This is a genomic window from Hephaestia caeni, from assembly GCF_003550065.1.
GTDB lineage: Bacteria > Pseudomonadota > Alphaproteobacteria > Sphingomonadales > Sphingomonadaceae > Sphingomonas > Sphingomonas caeni_A.
In genome coordinates this window covers 1,412,922-1,433,042 of record NZ_QXDC01000002.1, presented here as the reverse complement: position 1 = coordinate 1,433,042, position 20,121 = coordinate 1,412,922, and the positions used below count along the sequence as shown (strand labels likewise).

12 protein-coding genes are annotated in these 20,121 nt (G+C 67.7%); 3 read left to right on the top strand and 9 right to left on the bottom strand.

Features of this window, described 5'->3' with window-relative positions; translation table 11 throughout:
• Positions 1 to 143: 143 nt before the first annotated feature.
• Genes DFR49_RS06710 through DFR49_RS06700 form a run of 3 tightly spaced genes read right to left on the bottom strand, consistent with a single transcriptional unit; the run spans position 144 to position 6,001 of the window.
• Positions 144 to 1,568, bottom strand: a complete 1,425-nt coding sequence (locus DFR49_RS06710; protein ID WP_119034862.1) for an efflux transporter outer membrane subunit — start codon at positions 1,566 to 1,568, stop codon at positions 144 to 146.
• A complete protein-coding gene (locus DFR49_RS06705; protein WP_119034861.1) occupies positions 1,565 to 4,783 on the bottom strand; it encodes an efflux RND transporter permease subunit in 3,219 nt (1,072 codons plus the stop codon). Before DFR49_RS06705 ends, DFR49_RS06710 begins: the two co-directional genes overlap by 4 nt.
• Positions 4,784 to 4,789: 6 nt before the next feature.
• Entirely contained in the window at positions 4,790 to 6,001 is a 1,212-nt protein-coding gene (locus tag DFR49_RS06700) for an efflux RND transporter periplasmic adaptor subunit (protein WP_119034860.1), read from the bottom strand.
• A gap of 66 nt (positions 6,002 to 6,067) precedes the next feature.
• Between DFR49_RS06700 and DFR49_RS06695 the strand changes: the two genes are divergently transcribed.
• From DFR49_RS06695 to mgrA, 3 genes are all read left to right on the top strand, one after another.
• Positions 6,068 to 6,277 carry a hypothetical protein gene (locus DFR49_RS06695; protein WP_119034859.1) on the top strand — a complete coding sequence of 70 codons (210 nt, stop codon included), beginning with the start codon at positions 6,068 to 6,070 and terminating at the stop codon, positions 6,275 to 6,277.
• Between the two features lie 148 nt (positions 6,278 to 6,425).
• Positions 6,426 to 7,022 carry a hypothetical protein gene (locus DFR49_RS06690; protein ID WP_147373659.1) on the top strand — a complete coding sequence of 199 codons (597 nt, stop codon included), beginning with the start codon at positions 6,426 to 6,428 and terminating at the stop codon, positions 7,020 to 7,022.
• Between the two features lie 175 nt (positions 7,023 to 7,197).
• Positions 7,198 to 8,265 carry an L-glyceraldehyde 3-phosphate reductase gene (gene mgrA / locus DFR49_RS06685; protein WP_119035321.1) on the top strand — a complete coding sequence of 356 codons (1,068 nt, stop codon included), beginning with the start codon at positions 7,198 to 7,200 and terminating at the stop codon, positions 8,263 to 8,265.
• Positions 8,266 to 8,268: 3 nt separating this feature from the next.
• Here mgrA and DFR49_RS06680 read toward each other — a convergent pair whose 3' ends face one another.
• The 6 genes from DFR49_RS06680 to DFR49_RS06655 all read right to left on the bottom strand — a co-directional run bounded on the left by DFR49_RS06680 (position 8,269) and on the right by DFR49_RS06655 (position 20,067).
• Positions 8,269 to 9,837, bottom strand: a complete 1,569-nt coding sequence (locus DFR49_RS06680; protein ID WP_119034857.1) for a sensor histidine kinase — start codon at positions 9,835 to 9,837, stop codon at positions 8,269 to 8,271.
• On the bottom strand, positions 9,834 to 10,547 hold the full coding sequence (locus DFR49_RS06675; protein ID WP_119034856.1) for a response regulator transcription factor: 714 nt from the start codon (positions 10,545 to 10,547) through the stop codon (positions 9,834 to 9,836). The genes DFR49_RS06680 and DFR49_RS06675 overlap by 4 nt, the downstream gene beginning before the upstream one ends.
• Complete coding sequence (locus tag DFR49_RS06670) at positions 10,544 to 12,094, bottom strand: DUF4153 domain-containing protein (RefSeq protein WP_119034855.1); 1,551 nt, start codon at positions 12,092 to 12,094, stop codon at positions 10,544 to 10,546. Before DFR49_RS06670 ends, DFR49_RS06675 begins: the two co-directional genes overlap by 4 nt.
• Positions 12,095 to 12,204: 110 nt before the next feature.
• Positions 12,205 to 14,001, bottom strand: a complete 1,797-nt coding sequence (ggt, locus tag DFR49_RS06665; protein WP_245968272.1) for a gamma-glutamyltransferase — start codon at positions 13,999 to 14,001, stop codon at positions 12,205 to 12,207.
• Entirely contained in the window at positions 13,998 to 16,589 is a 2,592-nt protein-coding gene (locus DFR49_RS06660) for a TonB-dependent receptor plug domain-containing protein (protein ID WP_119034854.1), read from the bottom strand. The genes ggt and DFR49_RS06660 overlap by 4 nt, the downstream gene beginning before the upstream one ends.
• A gap of 283 nt (positions 16,590 to 16,872) precedes the next feature.
• Positions 16,873 to 20,067, bottom strand: a complete 3,195-nt coding sequence (locus DFR49_RS06655) for an autotransporter outer membrane beta-barrel domain-containing protein (RefSeq protein ID WP_119034853.1) — start codon at positions 20,065 to 20,067, stop codon at positions 16,873 to 16,875.
• Between the last annotated feature and the right edge of the window lie 54 nt (positions 20,068 to 20,121).

The window sequence follows — 20,121 nt, the reverse complement described above, 5'->3', positions numbered from 1 at the left end:
AGTCATGCTGGCGGCAAAAGGCCGTCGAAGCAAGCGCTCAAAATGGCCCGACAAGCCAGCGCTCCTGCGAAAGCAGGAGCCCAGAGTCGCGAGGGACAGCGCCTTGTAACCCTGGACTCCTGCTTTCGCAGGAGGCGGCTTGTCTATTCGGCAACCGCTGTTTGCTGCGGCCCGTCGTTCGTCGCCTCGAGCGAGGAATCGCCGCCGAGGACGCGGTAAAGCGTCACCAGGTTTGTCGCCTTGGTCAGCTCGGTCGCGATCAGCGAACGCCGCGCGTTGTAGAGCGATCGCTGCGCGTCGAGGCTTTGCAGGAAACTGTCGATCCCGCCGCGATAGCGCGCGTCGGAGAGCTGGTAATTGTCGGTCGCGGAGGCGACGAGCTGCTCCTGCGCGTGTTCCTGGTCGGCGATTGTGCCGCGCCGCGCGAGTGCGTCGGAGACTTCCTGGAACGCGGTCTGGATCGCCTTTTCGTATGTCGCCAGCGCGGCATCGCGATCGGCCTCGCTCTGCGCGACCCCGGCCCGGCCGGCGCCGCCGCGGAAGATCGGATAGGTGATGCCGGGCGATCCCGAATAACTGAACGCGCCGTTGTCGAACAACGAGCCGAGCGCGTTGCTCGCGAAGCCGAGCAGCCCGGTGAGCGAGATGCGCGGGAACATTGCCGCGCGCGCCGCGCCGATCTCGGCATTGGCGGCGCGCAACTGATATTCGGCCTGCACCACGTCGGGGCGGCGCAGCAGGATGCTCGAATCGAGCCCGGCGGGAAGCGCGGCCAGCGTCGGCGCGGCCTCGTCGATCGAGGCGGGCAGCAGCGCCGTATCGATCGGCGCGCCGACCAGCAATTGCAGCGCGTTGACGTCCTGCGCCAGCGCGGTCGTCTGTTCGGCGAGGTCCGATTGTGCCTGCGCGAGCACCAATTCGGCCTGGCGCAAATCGGTGCGCGGCGCGATCCCGCCGTCGAGCCGCGCGCGCGTCAGCTCGACGCTGCGGCCGGCATTCGCCACCGTGTCCTGCGCGATCCGGAGCAGGCTCTGGTCCGCGGCATAGAACAGCCATGCGTTGGCGATGTCGCCGACCAGCGCCAGCCGCGTCGCGCGCGCCGCTGCTTCGGTGGCGAAATACTGGTTGAGCGCGGCGTCGCTCAGCGAGCGCAGCCGCCCGAATAGATCGAGTTCGAACCCGGTGGCGCCGATATCGGCGCTGTACGATTCGTCCGGCCCCGTCGCGCCGTCGCCGCCGCGGAAGGTGGCGCCTGCGCTGGCATCGATCTGGGGCAGGATGCCGGCGCGCTGGATGCGATATTGCGCGCGCGCCGAGGCGATGTTGGCGGCGGCGACACGCAGGTCGCGATTGTTGACCAGCGCCTGCTCGATAAGCTGTTGCAACCGGGCGTCGCGGAACACCTGATCGTAGGTCACGCTCGGCAGCGCGGCTTCCTGCGCGGCGAGATAGGCGTCGCCCACCGGCCAGCTCGGCGGCACCGGCGTTGCCGGCCGCTCGTAATGCGGCGCCATCGAGCACGCGCCGAGCGCGGTGCAGGTGAGGAAAAGGGCGGCGCGGCGCATCATGCGGCGGGCTCCGGTTCGGGGGCGCTCGGCGGCGGGGCGGCGCCGTCGTCGTCATGATGGTGCAGCTTCTTCAGCGTATCGCGCGTGGTCCGGCGCACGAGGACGAAGAACAGCGGGATGTAGAAGATCGCGAGGATCGTCGCGGTCAGCATCCCGCCGATCACCGCGGTGCCGATCGCGACGCGGCTGTTCGCGCCCGCGCCGGTCGAGATCGCAAGCGGCAGCACGCCGAAGATGAACGCGAAGCTCGTCATCAGGATCGGGCGAAGCCGGATGCGCGCGGCCTCCAGCGCGGCGTCGATCACGCGCTTGCCCTGCTTTTCGGCCTGTTCGGCGAATTCGATCATCAGGATCGCGTTCTTGGACGCGAGCCCCATCGTCGTCAGCAGGCCGATCTGCATATAGACGTCGTTCTCCAGCCCGCGCAGCGTCACCGCGAACACCGCGCCGACCAGCCCGAGCGGGATCACGAGCAGCACCGCGACCGGGATCGACCAGCTTTCGTAAAGCGCGGCGAGGCACAGGAACACCACCAGCAGCGACAGGCCATAGAGCAACGGCGCCTGGCCCGACGAAATCCGTTCCTGATACGACAGGCCGCTCCACGCCACCGTCGTGCCGGGAAGCTTGGCGGCGAGCGCCGCGATCCGGTCCATCGCCTCGCCCGAACTCACCCCCGGCGCGGCCTGGCCCTGGATCTCATAGGCCGACAGGCCGGAAAAGCGCGAGAGCGAGGTCGGCGCGGTCTCCCACGAAACCTGCGCGAACGACGAGAACGGGGCCATGCTGCCGTCGTTGGCGCGCACATACCATTGCGCAAGGTCGCTCGGCTGCGTGCGATAGGGCGCGTCGCCCTGCACATAGACGCGCTTGACGCGGCCGCGATCGATGAAATCGTTGACGTAGCGCCCGCCCCACGCCGCCGACAGCGTCGTGTTGACGTCGCTCTGGTTCAGCCCGAGCACCGCGAGCTTCTGCTGATCGATGTCGACATGGACGGTCGGCACATCAGGAAGATCGCTCGGCCGTACCCCGACGAAGCTCTTGTCCTGCGCCGCCGCGGCAAGCAATTTGTCACGCGCCGCCTGGAATTCCTCGCGGCTCAGCCCGCCTGAATTCTGGAGTTCGAGCGTGAAGCCGCTCGACTGGCCGAGGCCGCGCACCGCGGGCGGCACCAGCGCGAACACCTGGGCGTCGCGCAGGCCGGCCAGCGCCGCCTGCATCCGCCCGGTGATCGCATCAGCGCTGTTTTCCTTGCCGGGGCGCTGATCCCAGCTCTTGAGCGAGACGAAGCCGAGCCCCGTATTCTGGCCGCCCGGCGAGCCGCCGCCGCCGATCCCCGAGACGGTGAAGACGTGCGAGGTGTTCGCGGCTTCGTCTTGCAGCAGATATTGCTCGATCGTCTTCTGCACCTCCAGGCTGCGCGGCTGGGTGGCGCCCGGGGGCAGACGGAACTGCACGATCGCGCCGCCCTGGTCCTCGGTCGGCAGAAAGCTGGTCGGCAGGCGGAAGAACATCAGCGCGAGCAAGGCGACGACGAGCGCGTAGATGACGAGGAAGATGATCTTCTTGTCGACGGTGTAGCGGACCGCGCCCTGATAGCGATCGACCATCCGTTCGAAGCCGTGGTTGAACTTGTCCGCCGCGGCCGTGCCCCATTCGGCGACCCGGGGGAAACGCCGTGCAAGGAAACCCTCATGGTGATCCTGCGGGTGCTTGAGCATCGTCGCGCACAGTGCCGGCGACAGGATCAAGGCGACGAACACCGACAATACCATCGCCGAGACGATGGTGAGCGAGAATTGCTTGTAGATGACCCCGGTCGAGCCGCCGAAGAACGCCATCGGCAGGAACACCGCCGACAGCACGAGCGCGATCGCGATCAGCGCGACCTGGATCTCGCCCATCGACTGGATGGTCGCGTCGCGCGGGCTCATGCCTGGATTCTCTTCCATCACGCGCTCGACATTTTCGACCACGACGATCGCATCGTCGACGAGCAGGCCGATCGCGAGCACGAGCCCGAACAAGGTCAGCGTGTTGATCGAGAAGCCCGCGACGGAAAAGACCGCGAACGTGCCGAGCAGCACGACGGGCACCGCGATCGCGGGGATCAGCGTCGCGCGCCAGCTTTGCAGGAAAACGAAGATGACGAGCACGACGAGGATGATCGCTTCGAACAGCGTCTTCACCACTTCCTCGATGGAAAGCTTGATGAAGTCGGTCTGATCGAACGGAAACGCGATCTCGAAACCCGGCGGGAAGGATTTCGCACGTTCGGTGATCGCCTGTTTGACGATCTCCGCGGTCGTCAGCGCGTCGGCGCCGGGGGCGAGCGATACCGCGAGGCCTGCGCCGGGATGCCCGTCGATGCGGCTCAGCACGTTGTAGCTCTGCGCGCCCAGTTCGACCGTCGCGACGTCGGCGAGCCGCACCGTCGCGCCGCTCGCCTGCGTCTTGAGGATGATGTCGCGGAACTGCTGGGGCGTCTGGAGCCGCGACTGCGCGGTCACCGTCGCGCTCAGCATCTGCCCCGGGGGCATCGGCTGCTGGCCCAACTGGCCCGCCGCAACTTCGGTATTCTGCGCCTGGATCGCCGAAATCACGTCGCCGGGCATCAGCGAGTACGACCGCAGCCGGTTGGGGTCGAGCCAGATGCGCATCGCATATTCGGACCCGAACACGTTGGTTTCGCCGACGCCGGGCAGGCGGCCGATCGGATCTTGCAGATTCGCGGACAGATAATCCGAAACGTCGACGTTGGAACGCTGATCGGTGACATCGTAGACCGCCGCGATCAGCAGGAAATCCGGGTTGGATTTGGTGACGGTCAGGCCCTGCTGCTGCACCTGCTGCGGCAGCCGGGGCAACGCCTGCTGCACCTTGTTCTGTACCTGTACCTGCGCGATGTCGGGATCGGTGCCCTTCTCGAACGTCGCCGAGATCGACGCGCGGCCCGACGAACTCGACGACGAGCTGAAATAGAGCAGCCCGTCGATCCCGGTAAGCTGCTGTTCGATCACCTGCGTCACCGAATTTTCGAGCGTCTCGGCCGAGGCGCCGGGATAGTTGGCGCGGATGTTCACCTGCGGCGGGGCGACATCGGGATATTGCGCGATGGGCAGCGACATGATCGCGCCCACGCCGAGCAGCATCGTGATGATCGCGATGACCCAGGCGAAGATCGGCCGATCGATGAAAATCCGTGACAGCATAGGGGATCAGTTCCCCTTCGCCGGGGCCGCACCCTGCTGCTGCGCGGGCGGCGCCCCGATCTGCTGCCGGCTCGATGCGGGCACTGGCTTCACCGTTTGGCCCGGCATCGCCTTGGCGGTTCCCTGGGTGATGATCTTGTCACCGGGCTTGAGCCCGTCGGTGATCACCCAGTTCGGCCCGTCAATGCGCACGGCCTTCACCGTGCGCTGGACGACCTTGTTCTCCGGCCCCACGATCAGCACGGTCGCATTGCCCTTGGGGTCGCGCGTCACGCCCTGTTCGGGGACGAGGAAGGCGCGCGTATCGATCGCCTGGGTGAAGCGCGCGCGGACGAACATGCCGGGCAGCAGCAGCCCTTTCGGGTTGGGGAAGCGCGCGCGCATCGTGACCGTGCCGGTGTTGGGATCGACCACGACCTCGGAGAATTCGACCGTCCCGCGCGGGCCGTATTCGCTGCCGTCCTCGAGCATCAGTTGCACCGAGGCGGAGGCCGGCACCGCGCCGCCTTCCGCGAGCGACCGGCGCAGCGCGAGCAGGTCGCCGCTCGATCGCTGGATGTCGACATAGATCGGGTCGAGCTGCTGGATCGTCGCCAGGGGATCGGCCTGGCTCGAGGTGACGAGCGCGCCGACGGTGACCAGCGATCGGCCGATCCGCCCGGTGATCGGGGCGGGGACGGTAGTGAATTTGAGATTGACCTGCGCGCTTTCGAGCGCGGCCTGCTGCTGCTTGACCGCGGCTTCGGCTCCGCGCGCCTGCGCGAGCGCGTCGGTATAATCCTGCTGGCTCACCGCCTGCTGCTCGGCGAGCGGCTTATAGCGATTGGCGCGTGCGCGGGCCGCCTCGGCGGTCGCCCGCGCGCTCGCCAGATTGGCTTCGGCCTGATTGGTGCTCGCGCGATAGAGCCGTGGGTCGATCTGATAGAGCGGCTGCCCTTGCCGCACGATCGCCCCCTCGGTGAAATAGCGTTTGGTGATCAGCCCGGTCACCTGCGGCCGGACTTCGGACGATTTGTACGCCGACGTCCGGCCCGCAAGCTCGGTCGTCACCGGCGCCTGGGTCGGCTGCACGACGACATAACCGACCTCGGGCGTTTGCCCTGCCATCCCGTCTTGCGCGGCATTCCGGTCCCCGCCGCCGCAGGCCACGAGCACCAGCAAGGGGGCGGCGGCGATCAGAGGACGAATCGATCGGGCGAAGGGGGCGACCGAAGGCATGGAGGCGATCCTCGAAACGCTGAGACGACAAAATGCCAATCCACGCCCGCGATAGGGACGCCATCGATGGGCGACGCGAACAATCCGGGCTCACTGCCGCTCGTCAAGGAATGGCCAAGGGTGATTGGCCCGCTGAACGAGATGCGTCAAGCACTTATGATGCAATGCAGCGAGTGCCTCGCCGTTATGAATGTTGTTGATAATGAAGATTATCCCGGTTGGTTTTCGTCAAGCCGAACCTGTATCGATGGCAACGTGTCGTTCGGCCGCGATTAAGTTGGCGATGCTATCATCGCCGCATGTGATGTGGTGTGTGGATGATGCACGCTTTGTCGCGCGCGAGACTTGATTCGATGGCCGAGAAATGTCAGCCATGCCGACGAGTTCCCACGCGCAACGAGCAAATACCTGAGGAGTCGATTGGATGAAGTTTTCTGCTGCCCTGATTATTGGTGCGTCGTTGCTCGCTGTATCGCCGGCAGCGGCGCAAAACGCTCCGGGCCGAACGGCGATCGCAGCGCAGGTGGCCGAGCCGGTCGCCGGTGCGACCATTTTCGATCCGCAAGGCGCCGCGATCGGTACGATCGAGACGGTGACGGCAGACGCCGTGGTCGTGAACACCGGCACCAACAAGGTCGCGCTGCCGCCGGCGGCCATCGGATCGAATGAGAAGGGGCTGGTCGCATCGACGACCAAGGCCGATCTCGATGCCGCCGCGGCGAACGCGCAGGCCGAGGCGCAGGCGCAGCTCCAGGCGCTGCTGACGGCCGGCACGGCGGTGAACAGCTCCGACGGCCAGCCGGTCGGCACCATCAAGGCGGCCGATCCGCAATATGTGACGGTGACGACCTCGCAGGGCGTCGACGTCAAGCTGCCGGCCAACGCCTTCTCGATGGGCCAGAGCGGCGGGCTGATGATCGCGATGACCGCGGCGAACTTCAACGCGGCCGTCGCAGGTTCGAGCGCCCCGGCCGCCGACGCGCCCGACGCTAGTGCTGCCACGGGCGGCGCCACCGAATAAGGCGGCGTCGATCGCCAAGACCGAACGGGCCGCCGGGCAATGCTCGGCGGCCCTTTTCGTCGGGCGTCGCAATCGTTTCATGGGCGTGATCGGGCGCTGATTGGGGGGTGAGGGGATTTTGACACGAAAGCGTGCATAGGCTTACCGCGGCATCACAATGTCGAAGGGATTCGCCATGCCGTATTCACCGCCTTTTGCCGCCGATGCCGATCGTTACGACGGCCGCATGCCCTATCGCCGCTGCGGGCTGAGCGGGCTCGATCTGCCCGCGATCAGCCTTGGCTTGTGGCAGAATTTCGGCGGCGCCGACGTGTTCGAAACCGGCCGCGCGATGCTGCGCCGCGCCTTCGATCGCGGCGTCACGCATTTCGATCTCGCGAACAATTACGGCCCGCCCTACGGCTCGGCGGAGGAGAATTTCGGTCGCGTCCTCGCGACCGATCTGGCCGCGCATCGCGACGAACTGGTGATCTCGACCAAGGCGGGGTGGGATATGTGGCCCGGCCCGTACGGCGATGTCGGCGGTAGCCGAAAATATCTGATCGCGAGCTGCGACCAGAGCCTCAAGCGGATGGGGCTCGATTATGTCGACATCTTCTATTCGCACCGCGTCGACCCCAAGACCCCGCTCGAGGAGACGATGGGCGCGCTCGCGCACCTCCACGCCCAGGGCAAGGCGCTCTATGTCGGCATTTCGAGCTATTCGCCCGAATTGACGCGCAAGGCCGCCGCTATCCTCGCCGACTACAAGGTGCCGCTGCTGATCCATCAGCCGAGCTATTCGATGCTCAACCGCTGGGTCGAAGACGGTTTGCTGGATACGCTCGCCGATCTCGGCACCGGCTGCATCGCCTTTTCGCCGCTCGCGCAAGGGATGCTGACGAGCAAATATCTGAACGGCATCCCCGCCGACGCGCGCGCCGCCAAAACGGGTGGGCGGTCGCTCGGCCAGCACATGCTGAGCGACGACAATATCGAGCGCATCCGCGCGCTCAACGCGATCGCCGAACGGCGCGGGCAAAGCCTGGCACAAATGGCGATCGCGTGGGTGCTGCGCGATCCCCGCGTCACCTCGGCGTTGATCGGCGCGCGCACCGTGGCGCAACTCGACGAATCGCTCGACGCGGTGAAACGGCTCGATTTCACCGTCGACGAACTGGCCGAAATCGATCGCTACGCCACCGATGGCGACATCAATATCTGGGGCGTGTCGTCGCGGCTGGGCGAGGCGGAGACCGCCTGAAGCTCAGCCGTCGGCGACCGGAAGGCCGATGACGAACGCGGCGCCCCGATCGCTCGCGGCGAGGGCGATCGTGCCGCCGACCGCATCGAGCAGCGAGCGTGCGATCGCCAGCCCCAGCCCGGTGCCGCCCTCGGCGCGACGCGAGGTGAAGAAGGGCGTGAACAGCCGCTCGGCATCGGCGGGCGGGATGCCGGGGCCGTTGTCCTCGACGCGAAGCAGCACGAGGCTATCGGCGGTGGTCGCGGCGATCGTCGCCTGCGTTGCGCCTGCCTGACGGCTGTTGTCGAGCAAGGTCACCAGCACCGCTTCGATCGTCGCGGGTGCGGCGGCGATGCCCGGCAGTGCCGGCGCCGTGTCGAGCGTCACCGCGAAGCCCGGCCGCGTCGCGCCATCGGCGATGCGCGCGAGCAGCGCGGCGGGAGCGTCGAGCCGCCCGCCGTCGCCGCGCATCATATCGGCGCGCGCAAGATCGAGCAGCCGCGAGACGAGGTTCGCCAGCCGCCGCGCGTCGGCATCGGCATTGGCGAGGAAACGCCGCCGTTCGTCGGGTGACATGGCGGCGTCGTGATCCTCGAGCAGTTCGATCGCGCCGCGGATTCCCGATAGCGGGGTCTTGAACTCGTGGCTCATCGCGTGCGCGAAATCGCGCAGATAGCGCGATCGGCGCTCGATCGCCTCGGCCATCGCAGCGAAGTCGCGATACAGCCCCTGGATCTCGATCGCGGCGGTCGGCGGCGGCTCGGGGACGCGCCCACGCCCCGCCGCCACCGATCGCGTCGCCGCGCCCAGCGCCTCGATCGGCCGTGCGATCCCACGCGAGAGCACGCCGCTCAAGACGATCAGCACGATCAGGATCGCCCCGATCCCGATCGCGATCTTACCGCGATCCTCGTACAGTCCCTTGAACAGCGCCCGCGCCGATCGCGACAGCAGCAGCACGCCCACCACCTTGCCGTCGACCACGATCGGCCGCGCATGGTGCACCCGGATCGCCGCCGCGCGCGACAGCCATTCGAACCGATAGACCGCGCGATAGCCGGCGTTGCGCCGTAGCACCGTCTCGGGCTGCCCGGCCAGCGCCGTGTGTACCTCGGGTAGCGCCGCGAGGCTCCCGCCGTCCCCATCGACGACGACTCCGTTGCGATCGAGCAGCACGATCGCCGCGAGCGTCGTCTGCCGCGTATGGCCGACGATCGGCGCGAGCAGCCGCCCGGCCGCGATCGCATCGGCCTCGGGCGGCGGTGCAGGCGAGGGGGTAGGGCGCTCGGGCAGGATCGGCGTCGCGTTGAGGTCGATCCGCGGCGGCTCGGGCGTCAGGGCATCGCGTGGCGGCACGTCGAGCGGCGGCGCCCCCGGCCAGATCGCCTCGGCGGTGGCCGCCAGCGCCGCCCCTTGCGCGACCAGCTCGGCCTCGGTCTGGCGTACCAAGGTGTTCTCATAGACGCGCAGGAACACAGCGCCGACGCCGGGCAGCGCGGCGACGAAGAACAGGCTCGCGAACAGGATCGTGCGCAGGCGCAGGCGCAGGCGCGGCCAGCGGCGCTTGACCCATTCCTTCGCGGTGCGGATCATCCCCCGGCACACGCGCCGAGGCTGTAACCGATCCCGGCGCGCGTCTCGATCACGTCGCTGCCGCCCGCCGCGACGAACTTGGCGCGCAGGTTGCGGATATGGCTGTCGATCGTGCGATCGGTGATCGCGAAACCGGGGCCGTGGAGCCGATCGATGATCGCGTCGCGGCTGAACACCTTGGCGGGCATCGACGCGAGCGTGCGCAGGATCGAGAATTCGGTGACCGTCAGCGGCACTTCGGCGCCCGCCCAATGCGCGCGCCAGCCTTCGAGATCGAGGCTGAGCCGGCCCTGCCGGATCGTCCCCGCATGGTCGGCGGCGGGCGGGCGCGCGGCGGTGCGGCGCAGGATCGCCATCACCCGCGCCACCACCTCGCGCGGGCTGAACGGCTTGACGACATAATCGTCCGCGCCCAGCTCGATCCCGAGCACGCGATCGATCTCGTCGTCGCGTGAGGACAGGAACAGGATCGGCATTTCGCCATCGGCGCGTAGCCGGCGGCAAACCTCGAGCCCGTCCATGCGCGGCATGTTGATGTCGAGGATCACCAGATCGGGTGCGTGCGTCGCTGCCATCGCCAGCGCTGCTTCGCCGTCGCCGGCCTCGATCGCGGTCAACCCCGCCTTGTCGAGCGCGAAGACGAGCAGTTGGCGGATGTGCGGATCGTCATCGGCGATCAGGATGGTGCGCGGCATGGGGCACAGGATCATCGTTTCACGTCCCCGGTCAATGGTGAAGCTGGGGGCGAAACAGGGGGCGGGGCAGGGAGCGGCGGCGGGATAACGGTCCCGTCACACTCCCGACCATAGCGCGCGCGCGCCGGTGTCGGCGCGGCCGGCCCCAACGCCGCCTTCGCTGCCGCCAGCCGTCGCGCGTTGCGCCATGTCCAGCCGTGCCAGTCGGCCTGGCGTCGCTCGACGCTTTCCAGCACCTGCGCGCGCAGGAAGGTGACGCGGTCCTGCAATGCCGCCCCTTTCACGCGCCGTTCGAGGTCGATCAGCGGTAGCAGCGCCGGGGCGCCGCGCGTGCGGAGATAACAAAGGTCCAGCGATCCGGCGGCATCGCCCACGGTGCGCGCATGGCGCACGTTCCAGGTCGCGGCGACCGCGCTCAGATCGACCACGCTCGCCGCAACCAGCACCGCCAGCGCGGCGATCGCATTGGCGTTGATCAACCAGCGCGGCGAGCGGGCACGGATCAGCCGCCAGCAGATCAGCACCAGCCCGATCGCGACCAGCGCCATCCACGCAAGCGCCGCGATCCGAAGCTCGGTCAACCCGTACGCCGCGACGTAATCGCCGGTGCGCAGGATGCTCGACGCCACCAGCAACACATTCTGCGCGACCCACAGGATCACCAGCCCGCGTACCGTCGGGCTCCGCGTGGCCGCATCGCCCGGCCGTAGCGCGACGAGCACGAACAGCCCTGCCAGCAACGCCGTGGCGATCAGGGTATAGGCGCCGCGATGCGCGTATTCGGCGAGCGTGAGATGCCCCGGCAGTGGCGCCCCGCTCCACAGGAAGGCGATGTCGAGCGCGTTCTGAAGGGCGAACACCGCGTTGAACGTGGCGAGCGACAGCACGAGCGTGCCGGTCGGTACGCGCGGTAGGCCAGACGGCCCCGCGACCGCGATCGGCGCGCGCGTGACAGTCCGTGCCGGCCGCAGGCTCGGCCAGATCGTCACCAGAACGATGCTCCAGAAGAAGAAGTGCGGCAGAGCACTCGCAAGCGAGGGCAGCCTGATCGCCGCGAACGCGTCCGCGAGGATGGGGTTGGCCGAGGCGAACAAGGCGAGGAACAGCCCGCCGCCGATCAGCGGCATGGCGAGCATTCGGGCGACCGACGCGGCCTGCGAAGGCACGCGCCGCCGGGTCAGCCGCACCAGATCGCCGAACGGTTGCGCCAGCCCGAACGTGCCATGCGCGAGCAGCCGGACGATCCAGATCGCCGCGTTGTCGATTCCGCGACGCGGCACCAGTGCCGCGGTGGCGACCGCGCTCCAGAACAGCACCCAGGCAAGCAGCGACGGATCGTCGACCAGCACCGCCGCCATCGCCACTGCGCCGCCCAGCGCCAGCAGCGCGGGGCCGCTCCGCCGCACGTCGCGCCGCACGACGACGAGCGCGACGATCCACGCCAGCGCGAACCCGCCCAGCGTCGCCCCCCACCATTGATCGTAAAACAGTGCCTGCGCCAGCGCGATCAGCGCGATGGCCGCGATCGGCTTGGCAAGGAAGGTGTGGCGGGCAGCGGACATGCGTTTCCTCCGGATCGTGTCCGAAGGTATGTCGCATGGCGGGGTCGAGCCGCGCCCGCGCCCGGCGGGCAGCGGCGCGGGAATTCAGGTGCAGATTCGGTGCAGGCCGCTCAATATCCCTTGGCCAGCCCCGCCGGCCGGCTGCGGTCGTTGGCGCCCTGGCGCTCGCCGGTCACGGGATCGACGAGGATCGCCTCGTCCGCGCCCCACGGCCCGGATTCGCGGAAGCTGTGCCCCATCGCCTCCAGCGCCGCGCGCTTCTCCGGCGTCAGATATTGCGGATCGATCATCACCACGTCGGGCAGCCATTGGTGATGGAAACGCGGCGCATCGACCGCCTGCTGCATGTTCATCCCGAAATCGACGACGTTGATGATGCTCTGGAGCACGGTGGTGATGATCGTCGAGCCGCCGGGGCTGCCCGTCACCATGAACACCTTGCCGTTCTTGAGCAGGATCGTCGGCGTCATCGAACTCAGCGGCCGCTTGCCCGGCGCGACCGCGTTGGCCGCCCCCTGGACGAGCCCGAAGCTGTTCGGCACCCCCGGTTTCGAGGTGAAATCGTCCATCTCGTTGTTGAGGAAGAAGCCGGTGTCGCCGGCGATCTTGCCGACCCCGAACAGGTAATTGATCGTGTAGGTGACGGCGACCGCGTTGCCGTCCTTGTCGACCACCGAATAATGCGTCGTGTTGGTGCCTTCGTCGGCGCTGACGCCGCCCTTGATCTCGCTCGATGGCGTGGCGCGGTTCGGAAGGATGCTCGCGCGCAGCTTCTCGGCGTGCTCTTCGGAGATCAGCTTCGCGACCGGGTTCCTGACGAACGCCGGATCGCCGAGATCGGTGTTGCGATCGGCATAGGCGCGGCGCTCGGCTTCGACGATATGGTGCGTCCCCTCGACCGAGGCATAGCCCCATTTGGACAGCGGATAGCCCTCGATCGTCTGCAATATCTCGCACAGCGTCGTGCCGCCCGAACTCGATGGCGGGGCCGAGACGACGGTATAGCCGCGATAATCGCACAGCACCGGCTTGTCCCAGCGGACGGTGTATTTCGCGAAATCGTCGGTGGTCAGCAGCCCGCCGCCGGCCGCGCTTGCCGCCGCCACCGCCGCAGCCGGTTCGCCGCGGTAGAAGGCGTCGGTGCCGCCCTCGGCGATGGTGCGCAAGGTCGCGCCGAGTTGGCGTTGCACCAGCCGCTCGCCGGCCACGAACGGGCGGCCGTCGTTGAGGAAGATCGCCGCGACATTGGGTTCGGTCGCGAAATCCTTGGTGCGGTTGTCGAGGATCTTCACGTCGCCCGGCAGCAGCACATAGCCCTTTTCGGCCAGTTCGATCGCGGGCGCGATCACCTCGGCGAGCGGCATCGTGCCGTATCGCTTCAGCGCCTCGTTGAGCCCCATCACCGTGCCGGGCGTGCCGATGCCGAGCCAGGTGCCGGTGCTGCGGCCCTTCACGACGTTGCCGCTTTCGTCCTGGAAGATCGTCGCGGTCGCCTTGAGCGGCGCTTTCTCGCGGAAATCGAGGAACAGATTCTCGCCCGAGGCGAGGTGGATCGTCATGAATCCGCCGCCGCCGATATTGCCGCAGCACGGATGCACCACCGCCTCGGCATAGCCGACCGCGACGGCGGCATCGATCGCATTGCCCCCGCGTTTCAGGATCTCGACGCCCACCTCGGTCGCGAGATGCTGCGCGGAGACGACCATCGCGTGCGGCGCCGTCACCGGCTTGCTTTGGCGCCAGTCGACCGCCGCGGCGCTCGACGTATCGAGCGCGCGCTCGGAAATCGCGTGCTCGGGCGGGGGCGCGACTCTCTGGGTCGCGCACCCCGCCACCAGCAGCGCCAGCGGCGCCAACACCAGCGGCGTCAGGAAGGTGCCGGCGTGCCGCATATCGTCCTCGCTCAATAGTTGATCGAGAGCCGTCCGTAGAGGAAGCGCCCGTTGAAGCCAAACGGCGAGAAGCTCGAATAGGGCAGGTAATAGCCCGCGGTGCCGAACGCCCCGCCCACCGGCACATGATCGGGATAGACGTCGAATACGTTATCCGCGCCGACCGCGACCTGGAGCCCGTCGACCAGCGTGACGCGGCCTTCGATGTCGGTGATCCACTTCGCGCCCAGCGTGTAATCGGCGGGGCCGTCGCCGGGGCCGACCGCGAGATCGTTCGAGCCGCCCGGGCTCAGGACCTTGCCATACCGGTTGGTGCGCGCGGTAATGCCGAAGCGGTCGAGGCTCCAATCCGCCGACAGATTGATCTTGTCGCGCGGCTGGCCGTGGGTGAGGCGCAGCGATTCGGTGCGCCCGAACAGGATCAGCCCGGGCAGCGAGGGCAGCGACGCGCGATCGGTGATCTTGGTCTTGTTGTAATTATAGCCCGCGGTCAGCGTCACGCTGCCGAAGCCGGTGTCGGGCAGGTGATAGGTGCCGACGATGTCGATACCCTGCGTGCGCGTGTCGACGCCGTTGACGAAGAAGCGCGCCGAGGTGACGTTGTTGATCCCGGCATTTTGCAGGATCGTCACCACGTCGGCGCCCTGGAGGTTCTCGGTCAGCGTCACGCGGTCGCGGACCTTGATGTTGTAGTAATCGGCCGTCAGGCTGAGCCCTGCGATTGGGTTGAGCGCGATACCGCCGCCCAGATTGGTCGATTTCTCGGCCTTGAGCGGCTTCGATCCGAGTGCAACCGACACCGGATTGGAAACCGGGAAGGTGCCGACCTCGATCAGCGTGCCCGCGACGTTGTTGGTCGAGGTGGTCGCGAAGAATTGCTGCGCGAGGCTCGGCGCGCGGAAGCCCGTCGAGGCCGATCCGCGCAGCGCCACGCCCGGTACGATCTCGAAGCGCGCGGCGACCTTGCCGTTCAGCGTGTCGCCGAAATCGGAATAATGTTCGTACCGCCCGGCAAGCTGGAACGACAGCGCGTCGCTGACGTCGCCGTCCACCTCGACATAGCCCGCGAAGCTGTCACGCGAGGCGTCGACCGCGTTGTTGGGGCGGAAACCGGGGAACACCTGCGATCCGCCCGGCGCGCCATAGGCGCTGTACGGGCCATTGATGTAGCTCGCTTCCTGGCCGGGGCGGATCTTGAAGTTCTCGTTGCGATATTCGCCGCCCACAGCGACACCCAGGCTCTTCATGAAATCGACGTTGAGCGGATGGGTGAGGTCCAGATTGGCCACCGTCTGGCCCGTCGCCATGCCGCCGGCGTCGAACCGCTCGGGGCTGTCGGGGCTGCCGATCGAGGTGTTGAAGCTGTTGACCACGCCGTAATCGAGCTGGTTCGATCCGTAGACGACCGACAGGTCGGCGTTCCAGCCGCCGCCGATCTCGCCCTTCAGGCCGACGGCGCCCGAGACGTCCTCGATCTCGCTGGTGATCGCGGGCAGGAAACCGTTGGGATAATAAGGCACGAAATCGGTGAGCGAGGCGCCGTAATCGCGGTTACGACTGTCGTTGCTGCGGCGATAGAAGCCCGCCGCATTGGCGTCGCGGATGCCGTAGCTGCCGAAGGCGTACAGCTCGAGCGTCCCGATATCGTGCCCGGCATTGACGAAAAAGTTGTAATCGGTCGATTTGCCGTCGCCGAAGCGGTGGTTGTAGCGATCGAACGTCAGTTCGCGCGGGTCACCCACGTTGTTGAACTGGCGGCGCGGATCGGCGCCTGAGCGGTTGGTGGGGTCACGATCGCTGAACTGGCCCGAAAAGACGAAATAGCCGTTTTCCACCGGCAGGCCGATGCTGGTCGCCAGCGTCACCGTCTCGCCGTCGTGGCGGACGCGATCCTTGCCCGTGGTCTGAAGCTCGAGGAAGTCACCCGACGGCGACGATCCGGCGCTGGTCACGACGGGCAGGCCGCCGGGGCCGGTGACGACGCCGGTCACCGCGTCGACGCCGTCCATCCGCGTGCGATACTGCCCGTAGGTCACCGTGCCGCGCACACCGACGCGCTTCGACAATTCGATGTTGATCACGCCCGCGATCGCATCGGAGCCATAAAGCGACGACGCGCCGTCGCGCAGCACTTCGATCCGGTCGATCGCGATCGGCGGGATCTCGTTGAGATCGACCGACGACGAACCGCGGCCCACCGAGCCGTTGAGGTTGAGCAGCGCGGAGGTGTGGCGGCGCTTGCCGTTGATCAGCACCAGAGTCTGGTCGGGCGCGAGGCCGCGCAGCGTGGCGGGGCGCATCGAATCGGTGCCGTCGGTCAGCGACGGCTGCGGGAAGTTGAACGAGGGGACGAGCTGGTTGAGAACCTTGTTGGTCTCGGAATAGCCGCTGTTCTGAAGCTGCTCGCCGCCGATCACGTCGACGGGCACCGGGCTGTCGGCAACGGTGCGGTCGCTGACGCGGCTGCCGGTGACGATGATCGTCTGCGAAGGATCGAACGCGCCGCTACCGGTCGTCGCCTGATCGTCGGTCGTCTGGCCAAGCGCCGGCGTGGCGATGGCGGCGGTGCCGCAGGCAAGGGCGACAAGCAAGGTCGAGCGCATGACATTCTCCCTGTTCGATCCGGGTCGATGCCGGGTCGTTCGGGGGGAATGTCATACCGCTGTCACTATATTGCAACGCAGTGTGGCTTTATCCGCCGATAGTTGTTGCAGCATTGCAACGGTGTTGCGGTGGCCTGTTTGAGAAACCGTGGAAGGGCGATTTCTGGAGCCGCACCAGCCCGCTCCCCCGCCCGACCACCCATCCAGTATGATCCTGTGGGTGGCCGGGTGGGGGAGTGGGCCGGTGCCGCCATGCGCCGAAAGGCGCATTCTCAAACGCGTCTCACCAGCCGAAGTTGAGCGAGACCCGTGCCGATACCGCGGCGTGGCCGAGCTGTTGCTCGGCGCCCGCCTCGCCGGTGATGCTGAACCGGTCCGATCCGCCGCCGGCGCGAATTCGACCCACCCAGCCGCTTTCACGCTTGTCGGCCTGGAGCGTGAACGGATCGCCGTCCTCGAAATGAGCGATCGTATCGCCCATCGAACCGCCGACGATCTCGCGCCGCCCGCCTTCGAGCTCGATCCGGAACCAGCCGTCGGCCGCGTCGGTATTGCCCAGATTGTAGCCGAGCGCGAGCAGGCCTGATGCCGTTGCCTCATCGCTGGTGCGCTTGGCGACGATCAGGTTGAACGCCGGGCCGCCGCCCTTGTCGGTATGGCCGTCCTCGCTCAGTTTGTAATAATCGAACTGCGCGGTCGGGCGGACGTAAAGGCGCTTGCCGAGCGCAAGCTCGTACGAGGCGCGGGCGATCCCCGACACCAGCGTACCGCCCCAGTCGGCCGAAGCGACGCGGCTGAACTCTGCGGCGTCGAACCGGCGCTGGCCGTCGAAATCGACCTTGGCGATGCCGCCGCGCGCGGCGAGCGCGAAGCCGCCCCAGCGGCCGCGCCAATGCGCGGCGATCTCATATTGCTCGCTCGACACCTCATTGTCGGTCGAGCCGTCATCGTCATGGCCCAGCGCGGCGCCGATCGTGATGCCGGCGAAGCCCGCACCGCCCAGCGCGCGTTCGACGCCCGCGGTCGCGCCCCAGCCGCCGATGTCGTAGGCGGCGGTGTCGCCGAGATCCTTCGAGGTGCCCCAGGCGATCTGCTGGAGCCAGAAGTTCCAGCCACCGCGCTCGACCATCGGCTGATAGTCGCCGAGGAAGCGCGCGGCGGCGCGCGATGCCTGCGTCACCGATTCGAACAACCCGCCGGCATGGTCGGGCAGGAAGCTGCGATAGCGCGTGCGGAACGTGTCGCCGTCGCCGATCGCAAGGAAGGTGCCGGCGATGTCCGAATCCTTGTCGAGTGCCGCGAACACCGCGTCATAGGCGCCCGCGTCCGATCGGTTGAAGCCGAGTTCGGTGGCGTTCTTGCGGTCGATGCTGAGCGTCACGGTGCCTGCGGCGGCATCGCTGGAAAGCTCGCTCTTGAACAGGAACGGCAGGTCGGTGTTCGTGCTCGTCACCTTGTCGCCGCCGGTCAGCGTGCCCGCCTGGACGATGACGTGATCGCCCAGCGAGCCCGCGATGCTGGTCAGGTGGACGCGCACCGTCGATCCTTCGGCGAAATTGGCGGCGCCCACGACCTGATAGAGCGTATTGGTGTCGTTCTCGCTGTCGATCGTGACGCCGAGCGCGCCCTTCGCGCCGACATCGAGCGACGCCAGTGCGACATTGCCGGTGTTGGTCGGATCGAACGTGCCGCCGATGGTCGCGGCGACGCCCGCGCTGTTGCTCAGCTTGCCGCTGAACGCGGTGCCTTCCGCCATCGTCAGGATATCGGCGCCACCGCCGAAATCGACATCGGCGGCAAGCTGCGAGGTGCCCGCGAGGCTCAGCGTGTCGGCGCCCGCGCCGAACGCGACGCTGCCCGTTTGCCTGGCGTCGCCCGACAGCGCGAGCCGGTTGGCGCCCGCGCCGAAATCGACCGCGCCCGCGACGGTGCCGTCGGCGACGTCGAATACGTCGTTGCCCGAACCGAAGCGGACATCGCCCTCGATCGCGGGCGCGGCGCCTTCCTCGACCAGGAGTTGCTTGATCGTCGCGCCATTATTGTTCGCCGACAGGTCGATCGCGATCGCCTCGGCGGTGGTGTCGGAGGCCGAGGCGCCGATCGCGCCCGAATTCTCGATCAGCGCGAGGTTGCCCGCGCCGTCGTGGATCGCGGTCGCGACGCCCTTACCGCTGGTCGATGCGGTGATCGCGCCGCTGTTGGTGAGGTGCGTCACCGTCGTGCCTTCGGCGATGTCGATCGCGCGCGCGGCATAGCCTTCGCCGCTGCCGCCTTTGGCGCCGATCGCGCCGGTCACGGTCAGGTCGGGCGCCGAGGTGCCGGCGCCGATCCGAAGCGCGGTGGCGCTCGCCTGGCCCTGCGCGGCGATGGTGCCGCCGACGGCGATGCCGCCCGCAAGATCGACCGCATGACCCTTGCCGCCGATCGACACCGCGACCGCGTCGACGCCCTCGTAGACGCCGTTGGCCGCGATCCCGCCATCGACGACGAGGCCGTGCCCGCCGGTGTCGCCCGCGACCGCGCCGAGCGCGATATCGCGCGTGGCGGAGCCGATCTCGACCGCCGGCGCGCTGCCGTAGGACGTGATCGAGGCGGTGCCTTCCTTGTCGTCGTCGATCCCGTCCTTGTCTTCGTCCTTGTCGTCCTTGTCGGTGTCCGCCGGGGGCCGGGCGAAGATCAGTCCGCCGTCGATATTGCCCGCGATGCGCACCGCGGGGCCGCCCTGGAGCAGATCGTCGGCGTCGAGCTTGGAGGCGTCCGACGGTGCCGTCGTGCTGCGATAGCCCGTCGTCGCGACCGCGCCCTGGAACACCGCGGCGCCCCCGATATCACCGTCGAGCGCGACGCCGACCGCGTTCTTGCCCTGCACCTGGACGGTGCCGTTGATGGTGACGTCGCCGCTGACGTCACCGAGCCCGATGCCGATCGAATTATCGCCGGTGACGGTCACCTTGCCGTCGTTCTTGAGCGATCCGGTGAGCGGTCCGTTGGCGACGATGCCGCCCGAATTGTTGCCCTCGATGGTGATTTCGCCCGAATTGGCGATCGATCCGGTGAAGGCCCCGTCTGTCACGATGCCGAAGCGGCTGCTGCCCTTGGCGAACGGCCCGTCGAGATCGCCGTCGTCGTCATCGTCCTTGGGGGTGTAATCCTCGTCGAGGATGATCTTGCCGCTGTTGGTGATCGTCCCGCTGCCGGTCGTGGCCGCGCGGATGCCGCCGGCGTTGTTCGCGCCGGTGATCTGGATCGTGCCCGCATTCTTGACGTCGTTGCCGCTGTCGAGCGTCACCGCGGTGCCGCCGGTCGGCACCACCGAACCCTTGTCGGTGATCTCGATATCGTCGGGTGCGCCGTCGTTGGCGGTCGAGGTCGCGACCGGCGTCGTGATCTTAGTCTCGATCTTGGTCTGCGCGATGGCCGGAAACGCGGCCAGCAGCGCCGCGGACGTCAGGCCGGTGGTGCACAAAAGAATACGCATGTCGCTCCTCTGAACCTTGTGGTTTCGAGGAGGTTGACGAACCCGCGCCGCCGA

Excerpts from the sequence above, each read along its gene's own strand:
- DFR49_RS06710 (WP_119034862.1), bottom strand. The coding sequence starts at position 1,568 with ATGATGCGCCGCGCCGCCCTTTTCCTCACCTGCACCGCGCTCGGCGCG.
- DFR49_RS06705 (WP_119034861.1), bottom strand. The coding sequence starts at position 4,783 with ATGCTGTCACGGATTTTCATCGATCGGCCGATCTTCGCCTGGGTCATC.
- DFR49_RS06700 (WP_119034860.1), bottom strand. The coding sequence starts at position 6,001 with ATGCCTTCGGTCGCCCCCTTCGCCCGATCGATTCGTCCTCTGATCGCC.
- DFR49_RS06695 (WP_119034859.1), top strand. The coding sequence starts at position 6,068 with ATGGGCGACGCGAACAATCCGGGCTCACTGCCGCTCGTCAAGGAATGG.
- DFR49_RS06690 (WP_147373659.1), top strand. The coding sequence starts at position 6,426 with ATGAAGTTTTCTGCTGCCCTGATTATTGGTGCGTCGTTGCTCGCTGTA.
- mgrA (WP_119035321.1), top strand. The coding sequence starts at position 7,198 with ATGCCGTATTCACCGCCTTTTGCCGCCGATGCCGATCGTTACGACGGC.
- DFR49_RS06680 (WP_119034857.1), bottom strand. The coding sequence starts at position 9,837 with ATGATCCGCACCGCGAAGGAATGGGTCAAGCGCCGCTGGCCGCGCCTG.
- DFR49_RS06675 (WP_119034856.1), bottom strand. The coding sequence starts at position 10,547 with ATGATCCTGTGCCCCATGCCGCGCACCATCCTGATCGCCGATGACGAT.
- DFR49_RS06670 (WP_119034855.1), bottom strand. The coding sequence starts at position 12,094 with ATGTCCGCTGCCCGCCACACCTTCCTTGCCAAGCCGATCGCGGCCATC.
- DFR49_RS06660 (WP_119034854.1), bottom strand. The coding sequence starts at position 16,589 with ATGCGCTCGACCTTGCTTGTCGCCCTTGCCTGCGGCACCGCCGCCATC.
- DFR49_RS06655 (WP_119034853.1), bottom strand. The coding sequence starts at position 20,067 with ATGCGTATTCTTTTGTGCACCACCGGCCTGACGTCCGCGGCGCTGCTG.